At 72.6% G+C, this 21,020-nt stretch carries 20 protein-coding genes and 1 pseudogene; 13 read left to right on the top strand and 8 right to left on the bottom strand.

Annotated features, from left to right (window positions below; all coding sequences use genetic code 11):
* Positions 1-318: 318 nt before the first annotated feature.
* From ACFWFZ_RS22670 to ACFWFZ_RS22680, 3 genes are all read left to right on the top strand, one after another.
* Complete coding sequence (locus ACFWFZ_RS22670; RefSeq protein WP_387124609.1) at positions 319-1,851, top strand: glutamate-cysteine ligase family protein; 1,533 nt, start codon at positions 319-321, stop codon at positions 1,849-1,851.
* A 132-nt stretch (positions 1,852-1,983) separates the two neighbouring features.
* Entirely contained in the window at positions 1,984-2,805 is an 822-nt protein-coding gene (locus tag ACFWFZ_RS22675) for a CPBP family intramembrane glutamic endopeptidase (RefSeq protein WP_387124610.1), read from the top strand.
* 84 nt (positions 2,806-2,889) lie between these two features.
* Positions 2,890-3,606 (top strand): hypothetical protein, encoded by a 717-nt coding sequence (locus ACFWFZ_RS22680; RefSeq protein ID WP_387124611.1) that lies wholly within the window; start codon positions 2,890-2,892, stop codon positions 3,604-3,606.
* A gap of 76 nt (positions 3,607-3,682) precedes the next feature.
* Here ACFWFZ_RS22680 and ACFWFZ_RS22685 read toward each other — a convergent pair whose 3' ends face one another.
* Positions 3,683-4,504, bottom strand: coding sequence for a PhzF family phenazine biosynthesis protein (locus ACFWFZ_RS22685; RefSeq protein WP_387124612.1), 822 nt, complete (start codon positions 4,502-4,504; stop codon positions 3,683-3,685).
* Between the two features lie 160 nt (positions 4,505-4,664).
* Positions 4,665-5,093, bottom strand: a complete 429-nt coding sequence (locus ACFWFZ_RS22690; protein ID WP_326476769.1) for an SRPBCC family protein — start codon at positions 5,091-5,093, stop codon at positions 4,665-4,667.
* Positions 5,094-5,273: 180 nt separating this feature from the next.
* Here ACFWFZ_RS22690 and ACFWFZ_RS22695 point away from each other — a divergent pair, with 180 nt between their 5' ends.
* Positions 5,274-6,230, top strand: coding sequence for a DMT family transporter (locus tag ACFWFZ_RS22695; protein WP_387124613.1), 957 nt, complete (start codon positions 5,274-5,276; stop codon positions 6,228-6,230).
* Positions 6,231-6,390: 160 nt separating this feature from the next.
* Positions 6,391-7,392, top strand: a complete 1,002-nt coding sequence (locus ACFWFZ_RS22700) for a DMT family transporter (protein ID WP_387124614.1) — start codon at positions 6,391-6,393, stop codon at positions 7,390-7,392.
* Here the strand turns inward: ACFWFZ_RS22700 and ACFWFZ_RS22705 are convergent.
* A complete protein-coding gene (locus tag ACFWFZ_RS22705; protein WP_387124615.1) occupies positions 7,374-8,072 on the bottom strand; it encodes a pyridoxamine 5'-phosphate oxidase family protein in 699 nt (232 codons plus the stop codon). The genes ACFWFZ_RS22700 and ACFWFZ_RS22705 overlap by 19 nt on opposite strands.
* 37 nt (positions 8,073-8,109) lie before the next feature.
* Between ACFWFZ_RS22705 and ACFWFZ_RS22710 the strand changes: the two genes are divergently transcribed.
* Positions 8,110-9,444 carry an aminotransferase class I/II-fold pyridoxal phosphate-dependent enzyme gene (locus ACFWFZ_RS22710; protein ID WP_387124616.1) on the top strand — a complete coding sequence of 445 codons (1,335 nt, stop codon included), beginning with the start codon at positions 8,110-8,112 and terminating at the stop codon, positions 9,442-9,444.
* Between the two features lie 75 nt (positions 9,445-9,519).
* Here the strand turns inward: ACFWFZ_RS22710 and ACFWFZ_RS22715 are convergent, their stop codons facing one another.
* Positions 9,520-10,518 carry a DMT family transporter gene (locus ACFWFZ_RS22715; protein WP_387124617.1) on the bottom strand — a complete coding sequence of 333 codons (999 nt, stop codon included), beginning with the start codon at positions 10,516-10,518 and terminating at the stop codon, positions 9,520-9,522.
* Between the two features lie 74 nt (positions 10,519-10,592).
* Between ACFWFZ_RS22715 and ACFWFZ_RS22720 the strand changes: the two genes are divergently transcribed.
* Positions 10,593-11,501: a LysR substrate-binding domain-containing protein gene (locus ACFWFZ_RS22720; RefSeq protein WP_387124618.1), complete on the top strand. Its 909-nt coding sequence runs from the start codon at positions 10,593-10,595 to the stop codon at positions 11,499-11,501.
* 69 nt (positions 11,502-11,570) lie between these two features.
* Here the strand turns inward: ACFWFZ_RS22720 and ACFWFZ_RS22725 are convergent, their stop codons facing one another.
* Complete coding sequence (locus ACFWFZ_RS22725; RefSeq protein ID WP_387124619.1) at positions 11,571-12,029, bottom strand: pyridoxamine 5'-phosphate oxidase family protein; 459 nt, start codon at positions 12,027-12,029, stop codon at positions 11,571-11,573.
* 76 nt (positions 12,030-12,105) lie between these two features.
* Between ACFWFZ_RS22725 and ACFWFZ_RS22730 the strand changes: the two genes are divergently transcribed.
* Together ACFWFZ_RS22730 and ACFWFZ_RS22735 are read left to right on the top strand one after the other, a co-directional pair.
* Complete coding sequence (locus ACFWFZ_RS22730; RefSeq protein WP_387124620.1) at positions 12,106-12,720, top strand: cysteine hydrolase; 615 nt, start codon at positions 12,106-12,108, stop codon at positions 12,718-12,720.
* 308 nt (positions 12,721-13,028) lie between these two features.
* Positions 13,029-13,457 (top strand): subtilase-type protease inhibitor, encoded by a 429-nt coding sequence (locus ACFWFZ_RS22735; RefSeq protein WP_387124621.1) that lies wholly within the window; start codon positions 13,029-13,031, stop codon positions 13,455-13,457.
* A 52-nt stretch (positions 13,458-13,509) separates the two neighbouring features.
* On the opposite strand, the gene ACFWFZ_RS22740 is transcribed toward ACFWFZ_RS22735, so the two are convergent.
* Complete coding sequence (locus ACFWFZ_RS22740; RefSeq protein ID WP_387124622.1) at positions 13,510-14,940, bottom strand: DUF2252 domain-containing protein; 1,431 nt, start codon at positions 14,938-14,940, stop codon at positions 13,510-13,512.
* A 100-nt stretch (positions 14,941-15,040) separates the two neighbouring features.
* Positions 15,041-15,379 (bottom strand): carboxymuconolactone decarboxylase family protein, encoded by a 339-nt coding sequence (locus ACFWFZ_RS22745; protein ID WP_387124623.1) that lies wholly within the window; start codon positions 15,377-15,379, stop codon positions 15,041-15,043.
* Between the two features lie 318 nt (positions 15,380-15,697).
* Here ACFWFZ_RS22745 and ACFWFZ_RS22750 point away from each other — a divergent pair, with 318 nt between their 5' ends.
* The 4 genes from ACFWFZ_RS22750 to ACFWFZ_RS22765 all read left to right on the top strand — a co-directional run bounded on the left by ACFWFZ_RS22750 (position 15,698) and on the right by ACFWFZ_RS22765 (position 20,619).
* Entirely contained in the window at positions 15,698-17,332 is a 1,635-nt protein-coding gene (locus tag ACFWFZ_RS22750) for an MFS transporter (protein ID WP_387124624.1), read from the top strand.
* A gap of 444 nt (positions 17,333-17,776) precedes the next feature.
* On the top strand, positions 17,777-18,082 hold the full coding sequence (locus ACFWFZ_RS22755; protein WP_387124625.1) for a ferrous iron transport protein A: 306 nt from the start codon (positions 17,777-17,779) through the stop codon (positions 18,080-18,082).
* A complete protein-coding gene (locus ACFWFZ_RS22760) occupies positions 18,079-20,028 on the top strand; it encodes a ferrous iron transporter B (RefSeq protein ID WP_387124626.1) in 1,950 nt (649 codons plus the stop codon). The genes ACFWFZ_RS22755 and ACFWFZ_RS22760 overlap by 4 nt, the downstream gene beginning before the upstream one ends.
* Positions 20,029-20,061: 33 nt before the next feature.
* On the top strand, positions 20,062-20,619 hold the full coding sequence (locus ACFWFZ_RS22765; protein ID WP_387124627.1) for a NifU family protein: 558 nt from the start codon (positions 20,062-20,064) through the stop codon (positions 20,617-20,619).
* Positions 20,620-20,710: 91 nt separating this feature from the next.
* Here the strand turns inward: ACFWFZ_RS22765 and ACFWFZ_RS22770 are convergent.
* Positions 20,711-20,971, bottom strand: a pseudogene (locus ACFWFZ_RS22770) (DUF6457 domain-containing protein); the annotation flags it as partial.
* Positions 20,972-21,020 lie beyond the last annotated feature (49 nt).

The following is a 21,020-nucleotide window of genomic DNA, read 5'->3' on the forward strand; positions in this document are numbered from 1 at the left end:
ATTGCCGACAAGGCGCTTACCGGTCCCGCTGACATGGCATTCATGCCGGATGCGCGCGAAGGCGCCGCGCTGACCTCGGAGGTTACCGGAAGGGGGCTCGGCTGGAAAGCACCTGTTTTCACGGGCGGGCAAATGCCAGGCGGAATTTGCGCGAAGCGACTTGCCGGGTGAATGTGCCGAAGCACCCTTCGGCCAACCCGGCGCGCGCCCTCGCCACGCACGCCCCCGCCGCGTTATGGATCACGCTGCCGGGGCATCATCGACCGTAACGCGCGCCTGGGTGCTCTGGGCCAGGCCCACTCGAGGAGGGACGCTTCGATGGGGGAGAAGGTCGTGGCGGGCGGATTCGACCTGTCCGATCGGCAGCGGTATCGAAGGAAACTCCACGAGTGTCTGGAGGGACTGGAGCGACTTCTGGCGGAGAAGAGGTTCGATCGCCCGAAGAACATGATGGGGCTGGAGATCGAGTTGAATCTCGCGGGAACCGACGGGATGCCGCGCATGGTGAATGCCCAGGTGCTGGAGCGGATTGCCAGCCCCGATTTCCAGACCGAGCTGGGAATGTTCAATCTGGAGGTGAACGTTCTGCCGCACCGGCTCGGCGGCCGGGTATTCGACCAGCTCGCCGAAGAACTCGGCGCGGGCCTCGGCTACGCCCACCGGCAGGCCGCCGGGATCGACGCCGGAGTGGTGATGATCGGGATCCTGCCGACGCTCTCCCGCGCGGACCTGGTCCCCGGCAACCTCTCGGCGGTGGACCGCTACTCCCTGCTGAACGAACAGATCCTGATGATGCGCGGGGAGGACTTCACGCTCGACATCGACGGCGTCGAGCGGCTGATCTGGACCTCCGGGTCGATCGTGCCCGAGGCCGCCTGCACCTCCGTACAGCTGCACCTCCAGGTGACGCCCGCCCGGTTCGCGGCCGTGTGGAACGCGGCGCAGGCCGTGACCGCGGCGCAGATAGCCGTCGGCGCCAACTCGCCCTTCCTGTTCGGGCGCGAGCTGTGGCGGGAGTCGCGGCCGCCGCTGTTCACGCAGGCCACCGACACCCGGCCGCCGGAGCTGCAGGCTCAGGGGGTGCGGCCGCGCACCTGGTTCGGGGAGCGGTGGGTGGACTCGGCGTACGAGCTCTTCGCCGAGAACGTCCGCTACTTCCCCTCCCTGCTGCCGATATGCGACGAGGAGGAGCCCCTGCGGGTGCTGGCCGGCGGCGGAGTGCCGAGCCTCCAGGAGCTGGTCCTGCACAACGGCACCGTCTACCGCTGGAACCGCCCCGTGTACGGGGTGGCGGACGGGGTGCCGCACCTGCGCGTGGAGAACCGGGTGCTGCCGGCCGGGCCGACGGTCACCGACGTCGTCGCGAACGCCGCCTTCTACTACGGACTCGTACGCACCCTCGCGGACGAGCCGCGCCCGGTGTGGACCCGGCTGCCCTTCGCCGAGGCGGAGGCCAACTTCGACGCGGCCTGCCGGTACGGGATCGACGCGCGGTTGCGGTGGCCGCGCCGAGGCCGGGCCGGCGGCCTGGTCAGCGTGCCGGCGGTACGGCTGGTCCTGGACGAGCTGCTTCCGATGGCGGCGGCGGGTCTGGACGCCTGGGGCATCGAGCCCGCCGACCGTGACCACTACCTCGGCATCATCGAGGAGCGCTGTCGGCGGCGCGTGAACGGCGCGACGTGGCAGGTGGACACCTACCACCGGGCGCTGGGGGCGGGGCTGGAGCGGGACGAAGCCCTGGCCGCGACCACCCGGCGCTACAGCGAGCTCATGCACAAGGGCGACCCGGTGCACACCTGGCCCGTGGGGCTGACGGAGGAGGTGAGTGCGGCGGTGCCCGTCGTGCGCTGAGGCGCCGCGCCCCGCGCCCGCCTGTGACCCCGTGCCCCGCGCCCCCCCCGCCTGCCTACCCCGTGCCCCGCGACCCCCCTTCGGTGAACCACCCGCCCGGCCGAGGAGGCAGTATGGGGTGGTCGCAACGGGATGGCAGGACGGGAGTCGGGCGTGCGGGCTGAGCCGGAGCCGGTGTTCGTGGAGCTGGGCGAGGGCGGGCGGCGGGACCTCCTGCGCACCGAGACCCTGCTCGTCCTGGCCCTGTCGCTGGGCGCGAGCGGGGTCTCGGCCCTGATCAGCTTCATCGGTTCGCTGACCAAGCCCGGCGGTCTGAAGGACCAGGCCGCCACCCTCAACGGCTCCTACGCCCCCGGCCGGCCCTGGCTGGACCTGGCCTGGCAGCTGTTCGGCATCGCGAGCGCGCTGGTCCCCGTACTGCTGGTGGCGCACCTGCTGACACGCGAGGGTGCCCCCGGGCTGCGGGTGCTGGGCTTCGACCGGACCCGGCCGCTGTGGGACCTGGGCCGCGGCGCCCTCGTCGCGGCGGGCATCGGGAGCGCGGGCCTGGCCTTCTACCTGGGGGCCCGAGCCGCCGGCTTCAACCTCACGGTGGTGCCGGAGGCCCTGCCCGACGTGTGGTGGAAGTTCCCCGTGCTGATTCTCTCCGCGATCCAGAACGCGGTCGTGGAAGAGGTCATCGTGCTGGCCTACCTGCTGCGCCGGCTCGGCCAGCTGGGCTGGTCGCCGATGGCGGCGCTGGCCGCCAGCTCGTTGCTGCGCGGCTCCTACCACCTCTACCAGGGCGTCGGCGGCTTCATCGGCAACGTGGTGATGGGCGTCGTCTTCGTGCTGGCCTACCGCCGTTGGGGACGGGTCGGGCCCCTCGTCGCCGCGCACGCGCTGCTCGACATCGTGGCCTTCGGCGGGTACGCCCTCCTCGCGGGCAAGGTGGGCTGGCTGCCCACGCCGTGACGCGGCGGCGCACCCGATCGGCCCCGCAGGACGGGGCCGACCGCCGTGACGGTGCGACGCTGGGCGGGTGAGGAGGCACGCGCTGTGGCCGTCATGGACTCCCTGGTGCAGTTCGCCCCGTTCTTCGTGCCCGTGGTCAGCGGCCTGGTGGGCGGGGCCAGCCTCCTCATCCGGGACCACCGCGAGGCGCGCAGCGCCGACCACCACTACCGCAGGCGACTGGAGAAGGCCCAGCTGGAGATCCAGTTCATCACCGGCTGGATCCAGGCCAAGGAGCTGGCCCCGACCGACGGCCCGGCCCCCGACCCGGACCCGGGACGCTGGCTGGACGACCTCTACGCGTCGGTGCGCCGTGCCCGGGCGGACACGGGCGGCCGGCACCGGACGGGGCCCGTCTCGTTGCGGCGTCTGCTGCTGCTCGGCGAGCTGACCGGCCCGGCGAGGAGCATGCGGGTCGCGTACTGGATCGCCCTGGTCCTGTTCAACGGGGCGCTCGCGTGGTCGGTGAACGCCCTCGTCTCCGGGGTACCGGGCTTCATGCACGACGAGGGCGTCTCGGAGTCCGAGGAGATCGGCTCCTACCTGGGGCTGGCGGTCACCTTCTTCGTGATCTCGGCCGTCCTGTGGCTGTGGACGGTCCACCTGGGCGCGGCCGAGCCGGAGCAGATCTACCACAAGCGCATCGACTCGGACGCCTGGAGGGAGAACGAGCGGAAGCGACGCGGCGCGGCGGAGGCGAGAGCGGCCGCCAGGGCGCGGTCGAAGAAGGCCCGCCGGGGGCAGGGCGGCCGCAGGGGCTGACCCGCGCCCGCCCCTGCCCCGCGTCCGGCGCCCGCGCCCCGGGTCGTAGGGCTCGCATCCGTTCCGTCGCGCCGCTTCAGGGCGCGGTGAGGAGCTCCCCGTCGACGACGGTGACGGCGTGACCGGTCAGCAGGGTGCGGTCGCCGGCCAGGGTCACCCGTACCAGCCCCTGCCGGGCGCCGCCCTGGAGGCCGGTCAGTTCGGTGCGGCCCAGGCGCTGCGCCCAGAACGGGGCGAGCGCGGTGTGGGCGCTGCCGGTGACCGGGTCCTCGTCGATCCCGAAGGCGGGGAAGAAGCCCCGGGAGACGAAGTCGTACCCGCGGGAGGGGTCCTCGGCCGCGGCCGTGACGATCACTCCGCGCCTGGCGAAGGCACGCAGGGCGCCGTGGTCGGGCTCCAGCTCGCGGACGGTCTTCTCGTCGGCGAGTTCGACGACGAGGTCGCCGATGTGCGCGGCGGTGTCGTGGACGGAGAGGATCGGCGCTCCGCCGAGCGCGTGGCCCACGGCGGGCGGCGCCGCGACCGGGGTCAGCGAGGACGTCGGGAAGTCCATCGTGATCGTGCCGTCCGCGGTGGTCTCGGCCGTGAGGACGCCGCAGCGTGCGGAGAAGCGGATCAATCCCTCGGCGAGGCCGGCGGCGGCCAGCACGTGTGCCGTCGCGAGCGTGGCGTGGCCGCACATGTCGACCTCGGCGGCCGGGGTGAACCAGCGCAGCGCCCAGTCGGCGTCCCCGCCGGGCGGCAGGGGGTGGGCGAAGGCGGTCTCGGAGAGGTTCACCTCGGACGCCACCTGCTGGAGCCAGGCGTCCGGGGGGAATCCGCCCTCCAAGAGCAGGACTCCGGCGGGGTTGCCGTGGAAGGGGCGGTCGGTGAAGGCGTCGACGATTCGGATGCGCATGGACCGACGGTAGGACCGTTCCTTGATCATCGACAAAGGCCAATCCGGGGTGACTGGCCTTGTTCGAGGCGGAGGCCGGACCGGACGCCCCCTGGGCCGACGCCGGGCGGGGCTTCGACCTTGAGGCGATGCACGAGGTGCGGCAGGCCCCCGGGCGGCGTCAGGCGACCAGGCCGGCGAGCTTGCGCAGCGACTCGTTCAGCGCGGCGGTGGCCGAGTCCTTCAGCTTGCCCGCCATCAGGGAGACGGCCGCCCCGGTGAACTCGCCGTCGATGCGGACGGTGGTGGCCCCGCCGTCCGGCGTCAGCGTGTAGCGGGTCAGGACGGCGACGCCCATCGGCCCCTTGCCGGTGATGGCGAAGAGGCGTTCGTCCTCCAGCTCGGAGACGGTCCAGACGACCTCGGCCGGGAAGCCCATCATCTTCATGTTCTCGGCGAAGGTCGATCCGACGGCCAGGGTCTGGGGGCCGCCCTGCGGGAAGTTCGTGTGGGTCATGCTCCACTGCCCGTACGCGTCCCAGTCCGTCAGCTGGGACCAGAGCTTCGCGGCGGGCGCCTCGATGCGTGATTCCGCGGTGACTTCAGCCATGCGACCACCCCTTCTCGTCGGATCCGTGCGCGGAAGGTAGCCCCGGCGACCGAAACACTCAATACTGACGACCTGTCAGATCCGGCGGTTCGGGACCTGGTCTGCGGGACGTGATCTCAGGTGTGTCTCAACAGGTGTCACCGCAGTGACGCTCCTGACCCGCCCTGTCATGATGTCCGGATGCAAGCGTCAGGGAAAAACGCCGGACTGGGCCTCGCCCTCGTCTCGGCGTTCGCGTTCGGTGGTTCCGGAGTGGCTGCGAAGCCGCTGATCGAGGCGGGTCTGGACCCCCTCCACATGGTCTGGCTCAGGGTGGCCGGCGCGGCGCTCGTGCTGTCCCCGCTGGCCTGGCGCCACCGTGGCCTCCTCCTGCGCAGGCCCGCGCTGCTCGCCGGCTTCGGCCTGGTCGCCGTCGCCGGCGTGCAGGCCTTCTACTTCGCCTCCCTGTCCCGGATCCCGGTCGGAGTGGCCCTGCTGCTGGAGTACCTGGGCCCGGCGCTGCTGCTCGGATACATCCGCTTCGTGCAGCGCAAGCCCGTGACGCGGGGGGCCGCCGCGGGCGCGGCCGTGGCCGTCGTCGGACTGGCCTGCGTGGTCGAGATCTGGGCCGGGCTGAGCCTGGACCTGCTCGGTGTGCTCTTCGGCCTCGCCGCGGCCTGCTGCCAGGCCTTCTACTTCGTCTTCGCCGACCAGGGCGCCGACGGCGAGGACGCCCCCGACCCGCTCGGGGTGATCGCCTACGGGATGCTCATCGGCGCCCTGGTGATGACGGTGATCGCCCGGCCGTGGGAGATCGACTGGCAGGTGCTGGCCGGAGAGGCCTCCGTGGGCGGCACCATGGTGGCCGCGCCGGTGCTGCTCGGCTGGGTCGTGCTCGTCGCGACCGTCTTCGCGTACGTGACGGGCGTGGTCTCGGTGCGCAGGCTCTCGCCCCAGGTCGCGGGCGTGGTGGCCTTCCTGGAGGCCGTCGTGGCCACCGTGCTGGCCTGGATCCTGCTCGGCGAGCACCTCTCGACCTGGCAGATCGCCGGCGGTGCCCTGGTCCTGGGCGGTGCGTTCATCGCGCAGTCCTCCCGGCCGGCCCCGCGGCCCGCGGCAGAACCGGTCCCGGTGGACCGCGAACCCACGAGGGCCTAGGGTGACCGGCATGCATTCGACCGTGCTTCCGCCTCCCGCGTCCTAGCGGGCGGCGCCCCCACGATGACGGCCAGGCCCGGGGAGTCCCCGGGCGGGTCGGTGCTGCCCGCGAAGCGATGACCGGATCCACTCATCCTTCACGCACGCACGGAGAACACACGTGTCGAACCATTCGCCCGCCGCAGGGCGCAGTCTGCTGTACCTCGTCATCGCCGGAGCCGCCTGGGGCACCGCCGGGGCGGCCGCTTCCCTTCTCTTCCTGGCCAGTGACCTCGGCCCGCTCGCCCTGTCGTTCTGGCGGTGCGCGGGCGGGCTCGTGGTGCTGCTCGGTGTGCTCGCCCTACGGCGCAGCCGTCCCGGGCGGGGGAGGGGGCGGGCTTTTGCGGTCTCGCCGTCCGCGGGCTCCCTCATCGTGACCGGGCTGCTCTTCACCGTCTTCCAGGCCGCCTACTTCGCCGCCGTGCGCGAGACCGGGCTGGCCGTGGGCACCGTGGTCACCCTCGGCGCCGGGCCCGTGCTCATCGCGCTCGGAGCGCGCTCCTGGATGGGCGAACGCCTCGGCCGCGGCGGTGCGGTCGCCGTCGCGGGTGCGCTCGCGGGCCTCGCCGTCCTGGTCCTGGGCAGCGGCGGCGCCGAGGTGCGCCCGCGCGGCGTCGGCTGGGCGCTGCTGTCGGCGGTCGGGTACGCGGCGATGACCCTGCGCGCCCGCCGGCTCGGGCGGCTCGGCGCGGGCGGGGACCCGCTGGTGACCACCGCCTGGTCGGTCGCGGTGGGCGCGGTGTGCCTGCTGCCGCTCGCCGCCGCGGAGGGGCTGCTGGCGCACACCGCCGAACCGGGGCGGGTGCTCTGGCTGCTGCTGTACGTCGCCACCGTGCCGACGGCGCTGGCGTACGCGCTCTACTTCACCGGCGCCGCGGCGGTGCGTGCCGCGACCGTGTCGGTGATCATGCTGATCGAGCCGGTGAGCGCGGCGGCGATCGCCGTCCTCGTGCTCGGGGAGCGGCTGACCGGCGCCGTGGTGCTGGGCACCGTACTGCTGCTGGCGTCGGTCGGTGCGCTGATCGTGGCGGAGTCCCGCCGACCGGCGGGCCGGGCCGCAGGGCCGGACGAGCCCGCCGGAGCCGCCGCCGGGCGGTCGGCTCCTCAGAGCGCGGTGAGGTAGTCCGGGACGGCGATGCCGGGGTCCAGGTCCGCGGCCGGCACGGGGGTCCCGTACACCCTGCTGACCGGGACCACGCCCGCCCAGTACGGCAGGCCCAGGTCCTCGGCGTCGTCGTTCGACGGTCCCGTACGGAGCTTCGCGGACACCTCGTCCAGGTCCACCCGGATCACCGCGGTGGCGGCGAGCTCCTTGGCGCTGGCCGGCCGTACGTCGCCGGAGCGGCCCGGGGCGACGGCTTCGATCATGGCGTCCAGCGCCGTCCGGCACTCGTCCTCGTCGGTCACCTGGCGGGCGGTGCCGTGCACGACCACCGAGCGGTAGTTGAGCGAGTGATGGAAGGCCGAGCGGGCCAGCACCAGGCCGTCGACGTGGGTGACAGTGACGCAGACGGGCAGGCCCGGGTCGGTGCGGCCGGCCGCGAGCAGCGGACGGGATCCGGTGGAACCGTGCATGTAGAGCGATTCCCCGACCCGGGCGAACAGCGTCGGCAGGACCACCGGCGCGCCGTCGCGGACGAAGCCGAGATGGCAGATGTAGGCCTCGTCGAGTATCGAGTGCACCGTGTCGCGGTCGTAGCGCGCCCGGTCGCGGGAGCGGGAGGGCACCGTGCGGTCGGTGGGCTCGTACGCACCGGTCGTCCCGGTGCTCTCCGTGGTCTCCGTGGCAGGCGTGGCGGTCATAGTGCGGACTCCATTGCACTAGTGCATAATGTTGTTTGTGCTAGGAGAGTATCGGATCACAGGGCGCCGCACATCCGAAATCGCGGCCAGCATCGAATCGGGCGTGGCATCGGGGGCGCTGCCCCCCGGATCGCTGCTGCCGCCGATGCGGGAGCTGGCCGGTGTGCTGGGCGTCAACCCCAACACCGTGGCGGCCGCCTACAGGACACTGCGGGAGCGCGGTGTCATCGCAACGGACGGGCGGCGCGGGAGCCGGGTGCGCTCCCGCCCGTCGAGCACCCCGCGGGAGGCGCTGCGGACGGCGGTGCCGGCGGGCGTACGGGACATCGCGCAGGGCAATCCGGACGTGTCGCTGCTCCCCTCGCTCGACGGGGCGCTGGCGGCCGCCGCCCGCCGCTACGGGCAGGCGCCCACCCTCTACGGGGCGGACCCGGTCGCGCCCGACCTGGCGCGGATCGCCCGCGCCGGCTTCGACGCCGACGGCGTGCCGCCCGGTCCGGTCGCGGTGACATCGGGTGCGCTGGACGCGATCGAACGGGTTCTGGTCGCCCACCTGAGGCCCGGGGACGCGGTGGCGGTCGAGGACCCGGGCTGGGGCGGCGCACTCGACCTGGTCCCCGCCCTCGGGCTGCGGATGGTGCCGGTGGCGGTGGACGACGACGGGCCCCGGCCCGACGCGGTGGCCCGGGCCCTTACGGCAGGGGCGCGGGCGCTGATGGTCACCTCCCGGGCGCAGAACCCGACCGGCGCCGCGGTGGGCGCCGAGCGGGCGGGCGAGCTGCGCGAACTGCTCGCGCTGCACCCCGGCGTGCTGCTGATCGAGGACGACCACGGGAACGGGATCGTCGACCTGCCGCTGCACCCGCTGGGCGGGGTGAGCCGGCACTGGGTCCTGATCCGGTCCACGGCCAAGGCCTACGGGCCCGACCTGCGGCTCGCCGTGCTGACGGGCGACGAGGTGACCCTGGACCGGGTGCGGGGACGCCAGCGGCTGGGCCCGGGGTGGGTGAGCCGGCTGCTCCAGCACACGGTGGCGGAGCTGTGGACCTCGCACGCCGTGGACCGGGTCGCGGTCGCCCGGGCCTACGCACAGCGGCGTGACGCGCTGGTGGAGGCCCTGCGGGAGCGGGGGGTGCGGGCGCACGGGCGGAGCGGGCTGAACGTGTGGGTGCCGGTGGCCGACGAGACGGTGGTGGTCACGAGGCTGCTCGCCGCGGGGTGGGGGGTGGCCGCCGGGGCCGTTTTCCGGGTCGAGACGGGGCCGGGGGTGCGGCTGACGGTGTCCCAGCTGGACGTCGCGGACGTGCCGGTGCTGGCCGACGCCGTGGCCGCGGCGGTCCGGCCGGGCGTGGCCGGCGGACGCGGCGACTGACCGCGGGGCCGTTCATCGGCGCTCCTCAGGGCGCGCCCTGAGGAGCCGGGTGCGCCCGGCCCCCCCGGGGCGCCGTCAGGCCGGCTTGCGGGCGGCGGGTCGGGTCTGGGTGAGCGCGGCGCCCACGAGGACGATCGCGGCGCCGACCGGGGTGTTCCAGTGCAGCTGCTCGCCGAGGACGAGCACGCCCGCCGTGGTGGCGATGACGGGGATGAAGTAGGTGACCATCTGGGCCGTGGTCGGGCCGACCTCCGTCACCAGGCCGTACTGCATCTGCAGGGCCATGCCGGTGCCGAGGGCGCCCAGCGCGACCACCGACAGGGTCGGCCAGAGCGGGAACGAGGCCGGTGTCGAGGTGAACACGGCGCTGACCAGCGCGAGCTGGAGGGTGGAGACCATGAGCTGGCCGCCGGTCAGGGCCACCGGGGAGCCGGGGGTGCCGGCCAGCGTACGGCGGACGTAGATCCAGCCGACGGGGTAGCAGAGCGAGGCCAGCAGGGCGAAGGCGGTGCCCTTGGCGTCGACGCCGGAGAAGCCGTTCCAGGCGCCGAGCACGGTCAGCACGCCGAGGAAGCCGAGTCCCAGGCCGGCGAAGCGGCGGCGCGTCGGCCGGTCCTCGGAGAGGGCCACCAGCGACAGCGCCATGCCCCACAGGGGGGACGTGGCGTTGCAGATGCCGGCCAGGCTGGACGGAATGCTCAGCTCCGCGTACGCGAAGAGGGAGAACGGCGCGGTGTTGAGCAGGAGCGCGGCCACGGTGAGGTGGCCCCAGGTGCGCAGGCCCCGGGGGAGCGGCTCACGGCGGAGCAGGAGTACGGCGAGGAGCGCGAGGGCGCCGAACAGGACCCGGCCCAGGGCCACCTGGAAGGGCGCGAACGCCTCGGTGCCCACCTTGATCAGCAGAAAGCTGAAGCCCCAGATCACCGAGAGGATCGCGAACCGCACGCGCCAGTCGAGGAGGCCGCTCCGACGGGTGGCCGTGGTCGGCGCCGTCGCGGTCGCGGTGGCGGTGGCGGTGGCGGGCGCCGTGGAGGGGGTCGGGAGGGTCGGCCGAGGGGCTGCGGGTGCGCTCATGCCCCTTACTGTGCTCGTATCAACTTCGTAGGACAAGCGAGAGTTTCTCGGGATGACGGCGTAGCATTGCTTACATGTTGAACCTGGAGCGCCTGCGCACCCTCGACGCCCTCGCCCGCCACGGCTCGGTCAGTGGTGCGGCCGACGGACTCCACGTCACCACCTCCGCCGTGTCGCAGCAGATGGCCAAGCTGGAGCGCGAGGTCGGCCAGCCGCTGCTGGCCAGGAACGGCCGCGGGGTCCGCCTCACCGACGCCGGACGGCTGCTCGCCGACCACGCGGCCCGGATCATCTCCCAGGTGGAGCAGGCCCAGGCCGATGTCGAGGCGCAGCGCGGGTGCGCCGTCGGCGAGCTGCGCATCGGCGCCTTCCCGACCGCCATGCGCGGGCTGCTGCCCCGGGCCCTGTCCGCGCTGCGCACCGGCCACCCGGAACTGCGGGTCCGGGTGCGCGAGCAGGAACCCGAGGAGAGCATGGCGGCCGTCGTGCGCGGCGACCTCGACATGGCACTCGCGATCGACTGGCACAACAAGCGGATGCCGGTGCCCGCGGAGCTCACCCGCACGCACCTGCTGGACGACTCGGTCGACATCGCGGTCCCGGCCGGGCACCGGCTGGCGGACCGCGCCACGATCTCCCTCGCCGAGTTCGCGGACGACGAGTGGATCTCCTGGAACGAGGGCCAGTTCTGTTACGAGTGGCTGGTCTTCACGCTGCGCGGCACGGGCATCGAGCCGCGTATCGCGCACATCGCCGAGGAGCACCACACCCAGCTCGCCTTCGTGGAGGCCGGCCTCGGGGTGTGCGTCGCGCCGAAACTGGGGCGCGGGCCGGTGCCGCCGGGAGTGCGGCTGCTGCCCGTCTGCGACGCCGTACGCCGCCACGTGTACGCCGTATGGCGGGCGGACGCCGACCGCCGGCCCTCCATCCGGGCCGCGGCCGACGCCCTCCGGGCGACGGCCGCCGAGCTCCAGCACGCGTAGGGGGTCTCCGGCGGATCGTGGCAGGGTCCGGGTCGCCCGACCCTGATCCGCCGGACACCCCCTACGCCGTCAGATCTTGCGGAAGTCCCAGGAGACGACCGTGTCCGGGGTGAGGCGGATCCAGGCGTGCCGTCCGTCGTGCGGCATCTCCTCGATCCCGAAGTTCTTGACCGGGAAGATCCGTTCGGGCTCCGCCAGTTCGGGGCACGGTTCGCCCGTACGCGGGGCCTCTCCCACGAACACCGCGCTGCCGGACAGTTCCACGCCGCGTAGTTCGTCGTACGACTCGCCCGCGTCCACGACGACCGAGATCCGCGGGTCCTTGCGCAGGTCCGCCCAGCGGCGGCTGCGGGTGATCGAGTACAGCCACAGCGAGGTGCCGTCCCACGCGAACCACAGGGCGCCCACGTGCGGGCGCCCGTCCGGCGAGACCGTCGCCACGCGGCAGGTCCGCTGCTCCCGCAGGAACGCATCCACTTCCGCCCCGCTCATCATGATGCGGCGCCCCCGCCGCTGAGTCCCGTCCATCGGCCCCGCACCCCTTCACATCTGACTGTGTGTCAGGAAGCATGAGGGCTCTTCCGACGCCACGCCAGGGGGAGTCATGCCGGATCTCGATCCCGCCACCACCGCGCTGCTCACCGTCGAGTGCCAGAACGGCGTCGTGGGCGAGGAGTCCGCGCTGCCCGAACTCGCCAAGGAGGCACGGGACTCCGGGATGCTGGGGCGGGTGGCCGCGCTGGTCGGGGCCGCGCGCGGGGCGGGCGTCCAGGTGCTGCACGCGGTCGCCGAGCGGCGGCCGGACGGGCTCGGGGCCAACAGCAACGCGCGGCTCTTCCGGGCCGCCGGGAAACTGCCTGTGCGGCAGCTGACCGGGAGTCGCGCGGTGGAGGTGGCCGCGCCCATCACCGTGGCCGACCGGGACCTCGTCGTGCGCCGGCTGCACGGGCTCTCGCCCATGGCCGGCACCGGCCTCGACGCCCTCCTGCGCAACCTCGGGATCCGGACCCTCGTCGTCACCGGGGTCTCCTCCAACATCGCGATCCCGAACACCGTCTTCGACGCCGTCAACCTCGGCTACCAGGTCGTGGTCCCCGCCGACGCCATCGCCGGAGTACCCGCCTCCTGCACCGCCGAGGTGATCCGCAACTCGCTCGCGCTCGTGGCGGCCGTCACCACGACCGAGGCGCTGCTCGAAGCGTGGACCCCCGGGAGCTGACCGGAGCGCACACATCCGGACAAGCTGGGTAGCCGCCCGATGAACCCGGGGCGCCCGGGAACGGTGCGGTGCCCGCAACGTCGCAGGTCACCGTCGGGACCGTGCGGTGATCGCACAGGGTGACGGAATGGTCGCACCCTGTCTGACCTGCTCGAACGACCATTCGTCTACCGATATCCGAACGGCGTGTCCGTAAATCGGTCGCCGATGTGCAATGCACCTTGGGCTCAGTCAAGATTCGAGGCAACGGCACGCGATTTCGAAAGTGAATATCGCGTTCAACCAATGAATCGAAAGTGAGTCTTCCCGTGCGTCACCGTCGCTCAGTCGCTGTCTCCGCCGCCGCGCTCCTCTGTCTGGCCGGTGCGACCGGCATCGCGCAGGCTCAGCCCGACAGCCTCTACGCCCCCTCGGCCATGGTCTTCAGCGTCGCCCAGGGGGACGACGCTGACGCGGCCACCGTCGTCCGCGCCACCACGCTCAGCTGCGCGCCCGGCGCCCAGGGGACGCACCCCGACCCCGAGGCCGCGTGCGCGGCCCTGAAGTCCACCGGCGGCTCGTTCGACCGACTGCTGTCCGCGCCGAACCCGGACCGGGCGTGCCCGATGCACTACGCCCCCGTCACCGTGTCCGCGGTCGGCGTGTGGGAGGGCCGCCGGGTCGCCTGGGACCACACGTTCTCCAACTCCTGCACCATGGCGGCGACCCTGAACGGCAACGCGGTCTTCGCGTTCTGACCGGGCGCCTCACCGGACGGCGCCACGGGAGGGGGCGCCGTCCGGATCGCGCTCAGGCCGTCGGGAGTTCCCGTGCCGGCAGGCGGCCCGCCCGCACCGCGTCGACGAGAGCCTGGTGATCGCGTTCGTTCTGGTCGGCGTACGCCTCGGCGAACTCCGCGAGCGCCCGGTCGAAGACGTCACCCCGGCCGAGGTAAGAGGCGATCGCCACCCGGTCTCCGGACCGCGCGTGCGCGCGGGCCAGGGTCATGCCGCAGGCGTTGCCGAAGGTCTCCAGCTGTGCGGGCGACATCGTCTCCGGCATCGCGATGCCCTTCCAGTCGCGCAGTTGGCGGATGTAGAAGTCCCGCTTCCTGCCGTCGATGCCGTCCACCCTCTCCCAGCCGAGGAAGATGTCGCTCGCCGCCTGCATCAACCGCTGCCCCGACACCACGCGCTCGCCCTGGTTCGCGTACAGGCTGGCGCCGACGTGGTCGGCGAGCACGGAGGTGTCGGCCTCCTTGGCCTGGAGGAAGAGCGGGTCGCGGTCGTCCCTGCCGAGCAGCAGCAGGATCCAGCAGCGGGTGCCGACGCTGCCGACGCCGACCACCTTGCGGGCGACGTCCACCAGGCGGTAGTCCTCCAGCAGCGCCCGCCGGTTGCTCTCCAGCGTGTGCCCGTAGTGGCCGACCAGTGCGCTCAGCCGGCCCACGAGCTCGTCGCGCTCGTCCTCCGGCAGCAGGCCGCCGAGCGGCACCAGCAGCGGGGGGTCCGCCGCGATCCGCGGGGTGCCGTCGACCACCTCGGTGAGCTTGTCGAAGACCTGCAGGGTGTCGCGCGACCGGGCCTTCGCCATCGCCGTGGCCAGCTTCCGGCGGGCGGGTTTGTCGAGCTGTTCGGTGACGAGGGCCTCCAGGCCCTCCGCGTCGATCTTGGCGTACCAGACGTCGAGATTGCCCATCCCGGCGAAGCGGGTCATCGCCTCGCGGTACGAGCGCACCACGGAGTTCACGATGCGGGCGCGCTCGGCTTCGTCGAAGCCGTTCGCCCGGGCGGCGATGACCAGACTCGCGGACAGCCGTTTGACGTCCCACTCCCAGGGGCCGGGCAGCGTCTCGTCGAAGTCGGCGATGTCGAACATGAGCCGCCGCTCGGGCGAGGCCAGCATGCGGAAGTTCAGCAGGTGGGCGTCACCGCAGAGCTGGACCGCGATCCCCGAGTCCGGGGTGCCGGCCAGATCGGACGCCATGATCGCGGCGGCTCCCCGGTAGAAGCGGAACGGGGACTCCGTCATCCGCGCGTAGCGGATCGGGACCAGCTCGGGCACGCGTGTCGCGGACTGCGCCTCCAGGATCGCCAAGGGATCCGGCCGGCCGGGAGAGGGCTGGTACACGCCGTGCCCCGACCGGGGGCAACGGCTCCGGGCCTCCCTGCCGATGGCCGCGCGCTCCTCGGGCGTGGCCTTGGGCACCGCGCGCATCGCGGTGATCGCACTCCGGGACATCGAGGCCCTCCTGACCGACTGCCTCACCGACCGCCTGGCCTGACGGATCTGCCTGCGCGTTGGCCGGGTCCCGGGGTGCCGGTGGACGGCCGTTTCCGCGTCAGCCCATGGCGTCCATCTCGGCCTGGGCCTCGGCCTCGGCGACGGCGATGGCCACGCCGAGCGCCTTGGTGATGTTGCCCGCGGCCGTCATGACGCGAGCCGTGCCGACGATCGGGGCGATGGCCACCAGCACGTCCTGCAACTGCTCCGCCGTCAGCCCGGCCTTGAGGGCGGGGTCGATGTGCGCGACGTAGGAGATCGGGGGAGCGTCCGAGGCGGCGAGGGCCGCGATCCGGATCAGGAGCAGCATGTTCGCGTCCATCCCGCAGCGTTCGAGCGAATCGCCCGTCATGGCGGCGAGGGTGTCCAGAACCGGGGTTTCAGATGCAGTGGACATGTCGCATGTCCTCCTGGGGTGTTGTCGCGCCCTGGCGCGGGGAATGGGACCGAGGGAACGGCCGCCCCGAGTCCCGGCACGCCCTCGTCCTCAACTCTAGGTCTGCCGAGCGCCGGGCGCGCGAGGGCGCGCAGCGGTCACCGTACGAGACGGGCGCGCTGCGCAGGGGAACCGGCCGAAGGGCTTCGCCACGGGGCTCCGGCCCTGCCCGGATGGTCTGCGCCCTCGTCCACGACGACCCGGTGGCCGGCTGTCCGACCGGCTGACTTCCGGGCGGGTCGTCCGGCCCGTCAGGTCGGCGGCTGGAAGCATGCACGCATGGCTTCCAGGGCAGGCACGGCGACCGGGACCCCGTCGAAGGCACGACTCGTCCTGCTGACACTCGCGGCGGGCCAGTTCCTGATGGCGCTCGACAGCTCCGTCATGAACGTCTCCATCGCGACGGTCGCCGACGACATCGGCACGACCGTCACCGGGATCCAGGGCGCCATCACGGCCTACACCCTCGTGATGGCCATGCTCATGATCCCCGGCGGCAAGGTCGGGGTGCTGATCGGCCGCAAACGCGCCTTCCTCATCGGCTGCGTCATCTACGGCTGCGGCTCCCTCGTCACCTCGCTCGCCCCCAACCTCACCGTGCTGCTGATCGGCTGGTCGTTCCTGGAAGGCGTCGGGGCGGCGCTCATCCTGCCTGCCATCGTCGCGCTCGTCGCCGGCAACTTCCCCGTGGAGCGCCGCCCAGCCGCCTACGGTCTCGTCGCGGCGGCCGGCGCGATCGCCATCGCGCTCGGCCCCCTCATCGGCGGAATCGCCACGACCTACTTCTCCTGGCGGTGGGTCTTCGCCGGCGAGGTGCTGATGGTGGCCGGCATCCTCCTGCTCGCCCGCCCCATCGCGGACGCCGTGAGCGAGGAACGCCCCCGCATCGACCTCGTCGGCGCCGTCCTGTCGGCGCTCGGGCTCGGGGTCTTCGTGTATGGCGTGCTCCGCTCCGACGAGTGGGGCTGGTTCAAGCCGAAGGCGGGCGGGCCCGCCTGGTTGGGGGTCTCCCTGACCGTCTGGCTGATGCTGCTCGGGATCTTCCTGATCTGGCTCTTCCTCCGCTGGGAGCACCGTCTGGTGCGGCGGCGCCGGGAGCCCCTGGTCGACCCGGCCATGCTGCAGAACAGGCAGCTCGCCGGCGGGCTGACCATGTTCTTCTTCCAGTACCTCGTGATGATGGGCGTCTTCTTCGTCGTCCCGCTCTACCTGTCGGTGGCCCTCGGACTGTCGGCACTGGCCACCGGCGCCTGGCTGCTGCCGCTGTCGGTGACGCTGCTGGCCGCCGCTGTCCTGATCCCGCGGCTCCTCCCGGACGTGTCGCCGCGCCGTGTGGTCCGGCTCGGGACCCTGGCCCTGCTCGTGGGAGCGGTGGTCCTGATGGCGGCGCTCGACGCGGACGCCGGGGCGGAGGTGGTCACCGTGCCCCTGCTGCTGATCGGGTTCGGGATGGGCGCGCTGGCGTCCCAGCTCGGTTCGGTCACGGTGTCGGCGGTGCCGCAGTCGCAGTCCGCTGAGGTCGGCGGCGTCCAGAACGCCGTCACCAACCTCGGCTCCTCCATCGGCACGGCACTCGCCGGATCGATCATGATCGCGTCGCTCACGTCCTCCTTCCTGGCCAGCGTCCAGGCCAACCCGGCCGTCCCGAGCAGTGTCAAGAGCCAGACGACCGTACAGCTCGAAAGCGGCGCACCCTTCCTGTCGGACGCCCAGCTGGAGAGCGCCCTCGCCGCAGCCGGCGTCAGCCCGGAGGCGGCCGAGGCCGCGCTGGAGGCGAACAAGGAGGCGAGGCTGGACGGGCTGCGGGCTGCCCTTTCCATCCTGGCCTTCGCGGCGCTCATCGCACTGTTCTTCACCCAGCGCATCCCGACGGTCCAGCCCGCGGCGGCGGAGCCCGGCGCGCCCCCCGCGTGAGTGCCGCACGGAACGGACCCGCCGGATCCTCCCGGAGCGGAAAATCCTTTGATCGTGCAAAGGAGTGATCGCGACCCGCCATGTCACGCCCTTGCGTGAGGGCGGCTCGCTCCCGGGGACCGTCGAGGCCGACGACGGCCGCGGTTTCCCGGGGCCGGGACTCAAGGCCGCCGTCGGCTGCGGTGTCCTGCCGGATCGGTCACTGTCCGGCCGCCCGCTACCGGTCCGTCAAGGCGGCCGGACAGTCCCATTGGCGTGCCCGGCACCGTGGACGATGTGCTCGTCCTCAGGGCCCGGTGGTCCCGCCCTGATGGGGCCGAGTGGCCCCTGCCGTAGGGCTGTAAGCCCCACCTGTCCATCGCACAGGCGAAGTTAGCCTCGCCTTACCAGATGTTCCTCCTGCGGGGCGGTACCGCCGCGGGGCGCGATGTGATGGAGACGCAGATGATTGGCTCTGGTGGGGTGCACGAGGAAGCGAGCGCACGCGGGACCGTCGTCACGGAAGCCGCGCCGCGCTCATTGGCGGACCTCGTCCCCGGTGCTCGTGCCACGGTGGCGCTCGTCGTCGCCGACGGGGCGCCCGCCATGGTCCGTCGGTTGCACGACCTCGGGTTCACGCCCGGCGCGGTGGTGGAGGCCGTACGCAGGGCACCGCTGCGCGACCCGATCCTCTACCGGGTCAAGGACTACGAGGTGTGTCTTCGACGGGCCCAGGCGGCATGCGTGCACATCGTCGAGGTGAAGCGGTGAGCACCGGCTGCCACGACGCCGCAGGCGCCGACGCCCCCCTGACCGCAGCGCCGCGGATCGCCCTGGTCGGCGCCCCCAACTCGGGTAAGACCAGCGTCTTCAACGGCCTCACGGGCCTGCGCGCCAAGACCGGCAACTACCCCGGGGTGACCGTGTCGCGCTACACCGGGACCGCCCGGACGGGCCACCACCTGCACACGATCGAGGATCTGCCCGGCACCTACGGCCTGGAGCCGATCAGCCCCGACGAGCGGATCACCGTCGACGTGCTCGACGGCCGGCTGGAGGGTGCGGACCGGCCGGACGCGCTGCTGGTCGTGGTGGATGCCACCACGCTGCGGCGCTCCCTGGGGTTCCTTGCCCAGGTCCTGGCCCGCGGGCTGCCGAGCTGCGTGGTGGTGACGTTCACCGACGAACTGGCACGCCGCCAGGGACGTTTGGACGTCGACGCGTTCGCGCAGGCGCTCGGTGTGCCGGTGCTGCCCGTGGTCGGCCACCGCGGGCTGGGCATCGCGCAGCTACGCGAGCGGCTCACCACGTGGCGCACCTGGCAGACACCGGCCGTTGCGCCGCCCGCCGACCCGGGCGAGCAGGACGCCTGGGCGGAATCGGTCCTCGCCTTCGCCGGCTACCGGCCGCCCGAGCGCCACCGGGTCACCCGGCGGGTGGACGCGGTGCTGCTGCACCCGGTGTGGGGGACGGCGGTGTTCTTCGCGGTCATGGCGCTGTTCTTCCAGACCGTCTTCACAGTCGCCGCGCCGATGCAGGACTGGGTGGAGACGCTGTTCGCATGGCTGTCGGACAAGGTGCACACCCAAGTCGGCAACCCGTGGCTGTCCGGGCTGCTGGGGGACGCCCTGATCGGCGGTGTCGGGGGCGTGCTGGTGTTCGTTCCGCAGATCGTGCTGCTGTTCCTGCTCCTGGCCCTGCTGGAGGGGGTGGGCTATCTGCCGCGGGCGGCATTCCTGATGGACCGGGTGATGGCGCGTTTCGGTCTGGAGGGCCGGGCGTTCGTGGCGCTGCTGTCGTCGTTCGCGTGCGCCATACCGGGCATCATGGCTACGCGTACGCTGCCCTCGGCCAGGGACCGCCTGGCCACGATGATGGCCGCGCCCCTGATGACCTGCTCGGCGCGGCTGCCGGTCTACGTGCTGCTCATCGGACTGCTGGTCGACCCGACCGTGACAGTCGGCCCGTTCGGTGCGCAGGGGCTGGTCATGTTCGGCCTGTACTTGCTGGGTGCAGTCTCCGCGATGCTGGCCGCCTGGGCGTTCAAGAGACTCGGCGACCGGCACGGTCAACCTGTGCCCTTCTTCATGGAGCTGCCGCCCTACCGGCTGCCCGCCCCGCGCGCGGTGCTGGCGGCGATGTGGTCCTCCGCGTACGCATTCCTGCGCAAGTGCTCGACCGTCATCGTGGCCACCAGCGTCGTTCTGTGGCTGCTGTTGAACCTGCCCCTGCACACGGACGCGCAGCTGCGCGCAGCCGGCGTCGACACCACCGACTCCGTTGCCGTGTCCGCCTACACCGTCGACCACAGCCATGCCGCCGACCTGGGCCGCCTGGTCGCGCCGGTCTTCGACCCGCTGGGCTTCGACTGGCGCATCAACGTCGGTGTGCTGTCGGCCCAGGGCGCCCGGGAGACCTTCGTCGCCACCCTCGGGCAAGTCGCCGCCGCCGAAGACCCCGAACGCCCCGACCAGGCACTGCAGGCCATGACCTACCCCGATGGACCACGTGCGGGAGAGCCGGTGTTCACCGCGCCCACCCTTGCCGCGCTGTTGGTGTACTTCGTGTACGCGCTGCAGTGCATGGCCACTGTGGCCGTCCTGCGCCGGGAGACCGGCACCTGGCGATGGCCGCTGACGGCCTTCACCTATCTGACCGTCCTGGCCTGGCTGATGGCCTACGTGGCCCGGACCGTCACCGTTGTGCTGGGCGGGTGAGCCGCGGCGATGATTCCCGTACACCCCCAGCCGGTGCCCGGTCGGTCCGACCGGCTTCGGTGGATCATTCCCGCAGGAGTCCTCGCCGGCACCGGCCCGCTCGCCGAGGTCCCCGCACCGCTGGCCGCCCTGCTGAGCGACGGTACGCTGGCGCGGATCGCCCTGGAAGGCGAAGCCGTCGTCACCCGTCTCGGTGCCGGCCGCACATGGCACGAAGAGGGCGCCAGGGTCCGCACCGCACTACATGCCGCCCTGGACGAACCCGCGGGATGGATCGCGGTCACCGGGACCGCCCCCGGCGACGACGACGCGCGGCTGTACGGCGCGGCGCAAGAGGTCCTGGCCGGGGAGGTGGGTGACTTCGCACGGTCCCACGGCGGCGGCATAGACCTCGTCGAGGTCCGCGACGGAGTCGTCACCGTCCGCCTCGGCGGTGCCTGTCACGGCTGCCCAGCCTCCTGGTTCACGCTGCACCAGCGCCTGGAATGTCAGCTGCGGCTGCGTCATCCCGGGGTGCGGGAGGTGCGTAACGCCGCCTCACCGGTGAGCCCGTTCGGCCGGCCGTACGACTCCCGTGGGGCGTCCGCCTGACGGTGTCGGCGTCGCCGCGCACCCTTGCGCCCTGACTTCGCCGACGATGCACGAGGTCAGGGCGCAAGGGTGCGCGGGACGTGCCCGGCGGCTACGCGGCCCCGGGAGCGTGGTCGGTCTCACCGGCCCACCGGGCGGCGCGTTCTGCGGCATGCCGGGCCGCGGCGGTCACGGCGTTCGGTCCTCCTCCCGCCTGCCCCGCCGCATACCCGACGAGGAAGGTCGTCAGCGGGGCGGCGGGCCGGGCGACTCCGTGAGCGGCGTCGCCCGCGAGTGCGAGAAACAGGGCCCGGTCGACTTCGAGGCCGATCCCAGGATCGGCCTGTACGGCAGCCGTCCATTCCTTCAGGACGTCGTCCATGGTGATCTTTCCCGGGCCGGGAGGAGGCGGTGTGGAGCGC

This window comes from Streptomyces sp. NPDC060232, from assembly GCF_042726555.1.
Lineage (GTDB): Bacteria > Actinomycetota > Actinomycetes > Streptomycetales > Streptomycetaceae > Streptomyces.

Excerpts from the sequence above, each read along its gene's own strand:
- ACFWFZ_RS22755 (WP_387124625.1), top strand. The coding sequence starts at position 17,777 with ATGATTGGCTCTGGTGGGGTGCACGAGGAAGCGAGCGCACGCGGGACC.
- ACFWFZ_RS22725 (WP_387124619.1), bottom strand. The coding sequence starts at position 12,029 with ATGGACGGGACTCAGCGGCGGGGGCGCCGCATCATGATGAGCGGGGCG.
- ACFWFZ_RS22685 (WP_387124612.1), bottom strand. The coding sequence starts at position 4,504 with ATGCGCATCCGAATCGTCGACGCCTTCACCGACCGCCCCTTCCACGGC.
- ACFWFZ_RS22720 (WP_387124618.1), top strand. The coding sequence starts at position 10,593 with ATGTTGAACCTGGAGCGCCTGCGCACCCTCGACGCCCTCGCCCGCCAC.
- ACFWFZ_RS22730 (WP_387124620.1), top strand. The coding sequence starts at position 12,106 with ATGCCGGATCTCGATCCCGCCACCACCGCGCTGCTCACCGTCGAGTGC.
- ACFWFZ_RS22690 (WP_326476769.1), bottom strand. The coding sequence starts at position 5,093 with ATGGCTGAAGTCACCGCGGAATCACGCATCGAGGCGCCCGCCGCGAAG.
- ACFWFZ_RS22675 (WP_387124610.1), top strand. The coding sequence starts at position 1,984 with ATGGCAGGACGGGAGTCGGGCGTGCGGGCTGAGCCGGAGCCGGTGTTC.
- ACFWFZ_RS22745 (WP_387124623.1), bottom strand. The coding sequence starts at position 15,379 with ATGTCCACTGCATCTGAAACCCCGGTTCTGGACACCCTCGCCGCCATG.
- ACFWFZ_RS22670 (WP_387124609.1), top strand. The coding sequence starts at position 319 with ATGGGGGAGAAGGTCGTGGCGGGCGGATTCGACCTGTCCGATCGGCAG.
- ACFWFZ_RS22695 (WP_387124613.1), top strand. The coding sequence starts at position 5,274 with ATGCAAGCGTCAGGGAAAAACGCCGGACTGGGCCTCGCCCTCGTCTCG.
- ACFWFZ_RS22715 (WP_387124617.1), bottom strand. The coding sequence starts at position 10,518 with ATGAGCGCACCCGCAGCCCCTCGGCCGACCCTCCCGACCCCCTCCACG.
- ACFWFZ_RS22740 (WP_387124622.1), bottom strand. The coding sequence starts at position 14,940 with ATGTCCCGGAGTGCGATCACCGCGATGCGCGCGGTGCCCAAGGCCACG.
- ACFWFZ_RS22705 (WP_387124615.1), bottom strand. The coding sequence starts at position 8,072 with ATGACCGCCACGCCTGCCACGGAGACCACGGAGAGCACCGGGACGACC.
- ACFWFZ_RS22750 (WP_387124624.1), top strand. The coding sequence starts at position 15,698 with ATGGCTTCCAGGGCAGGCACGGCGACCGGGACCCCGTCGAAGGCACGA.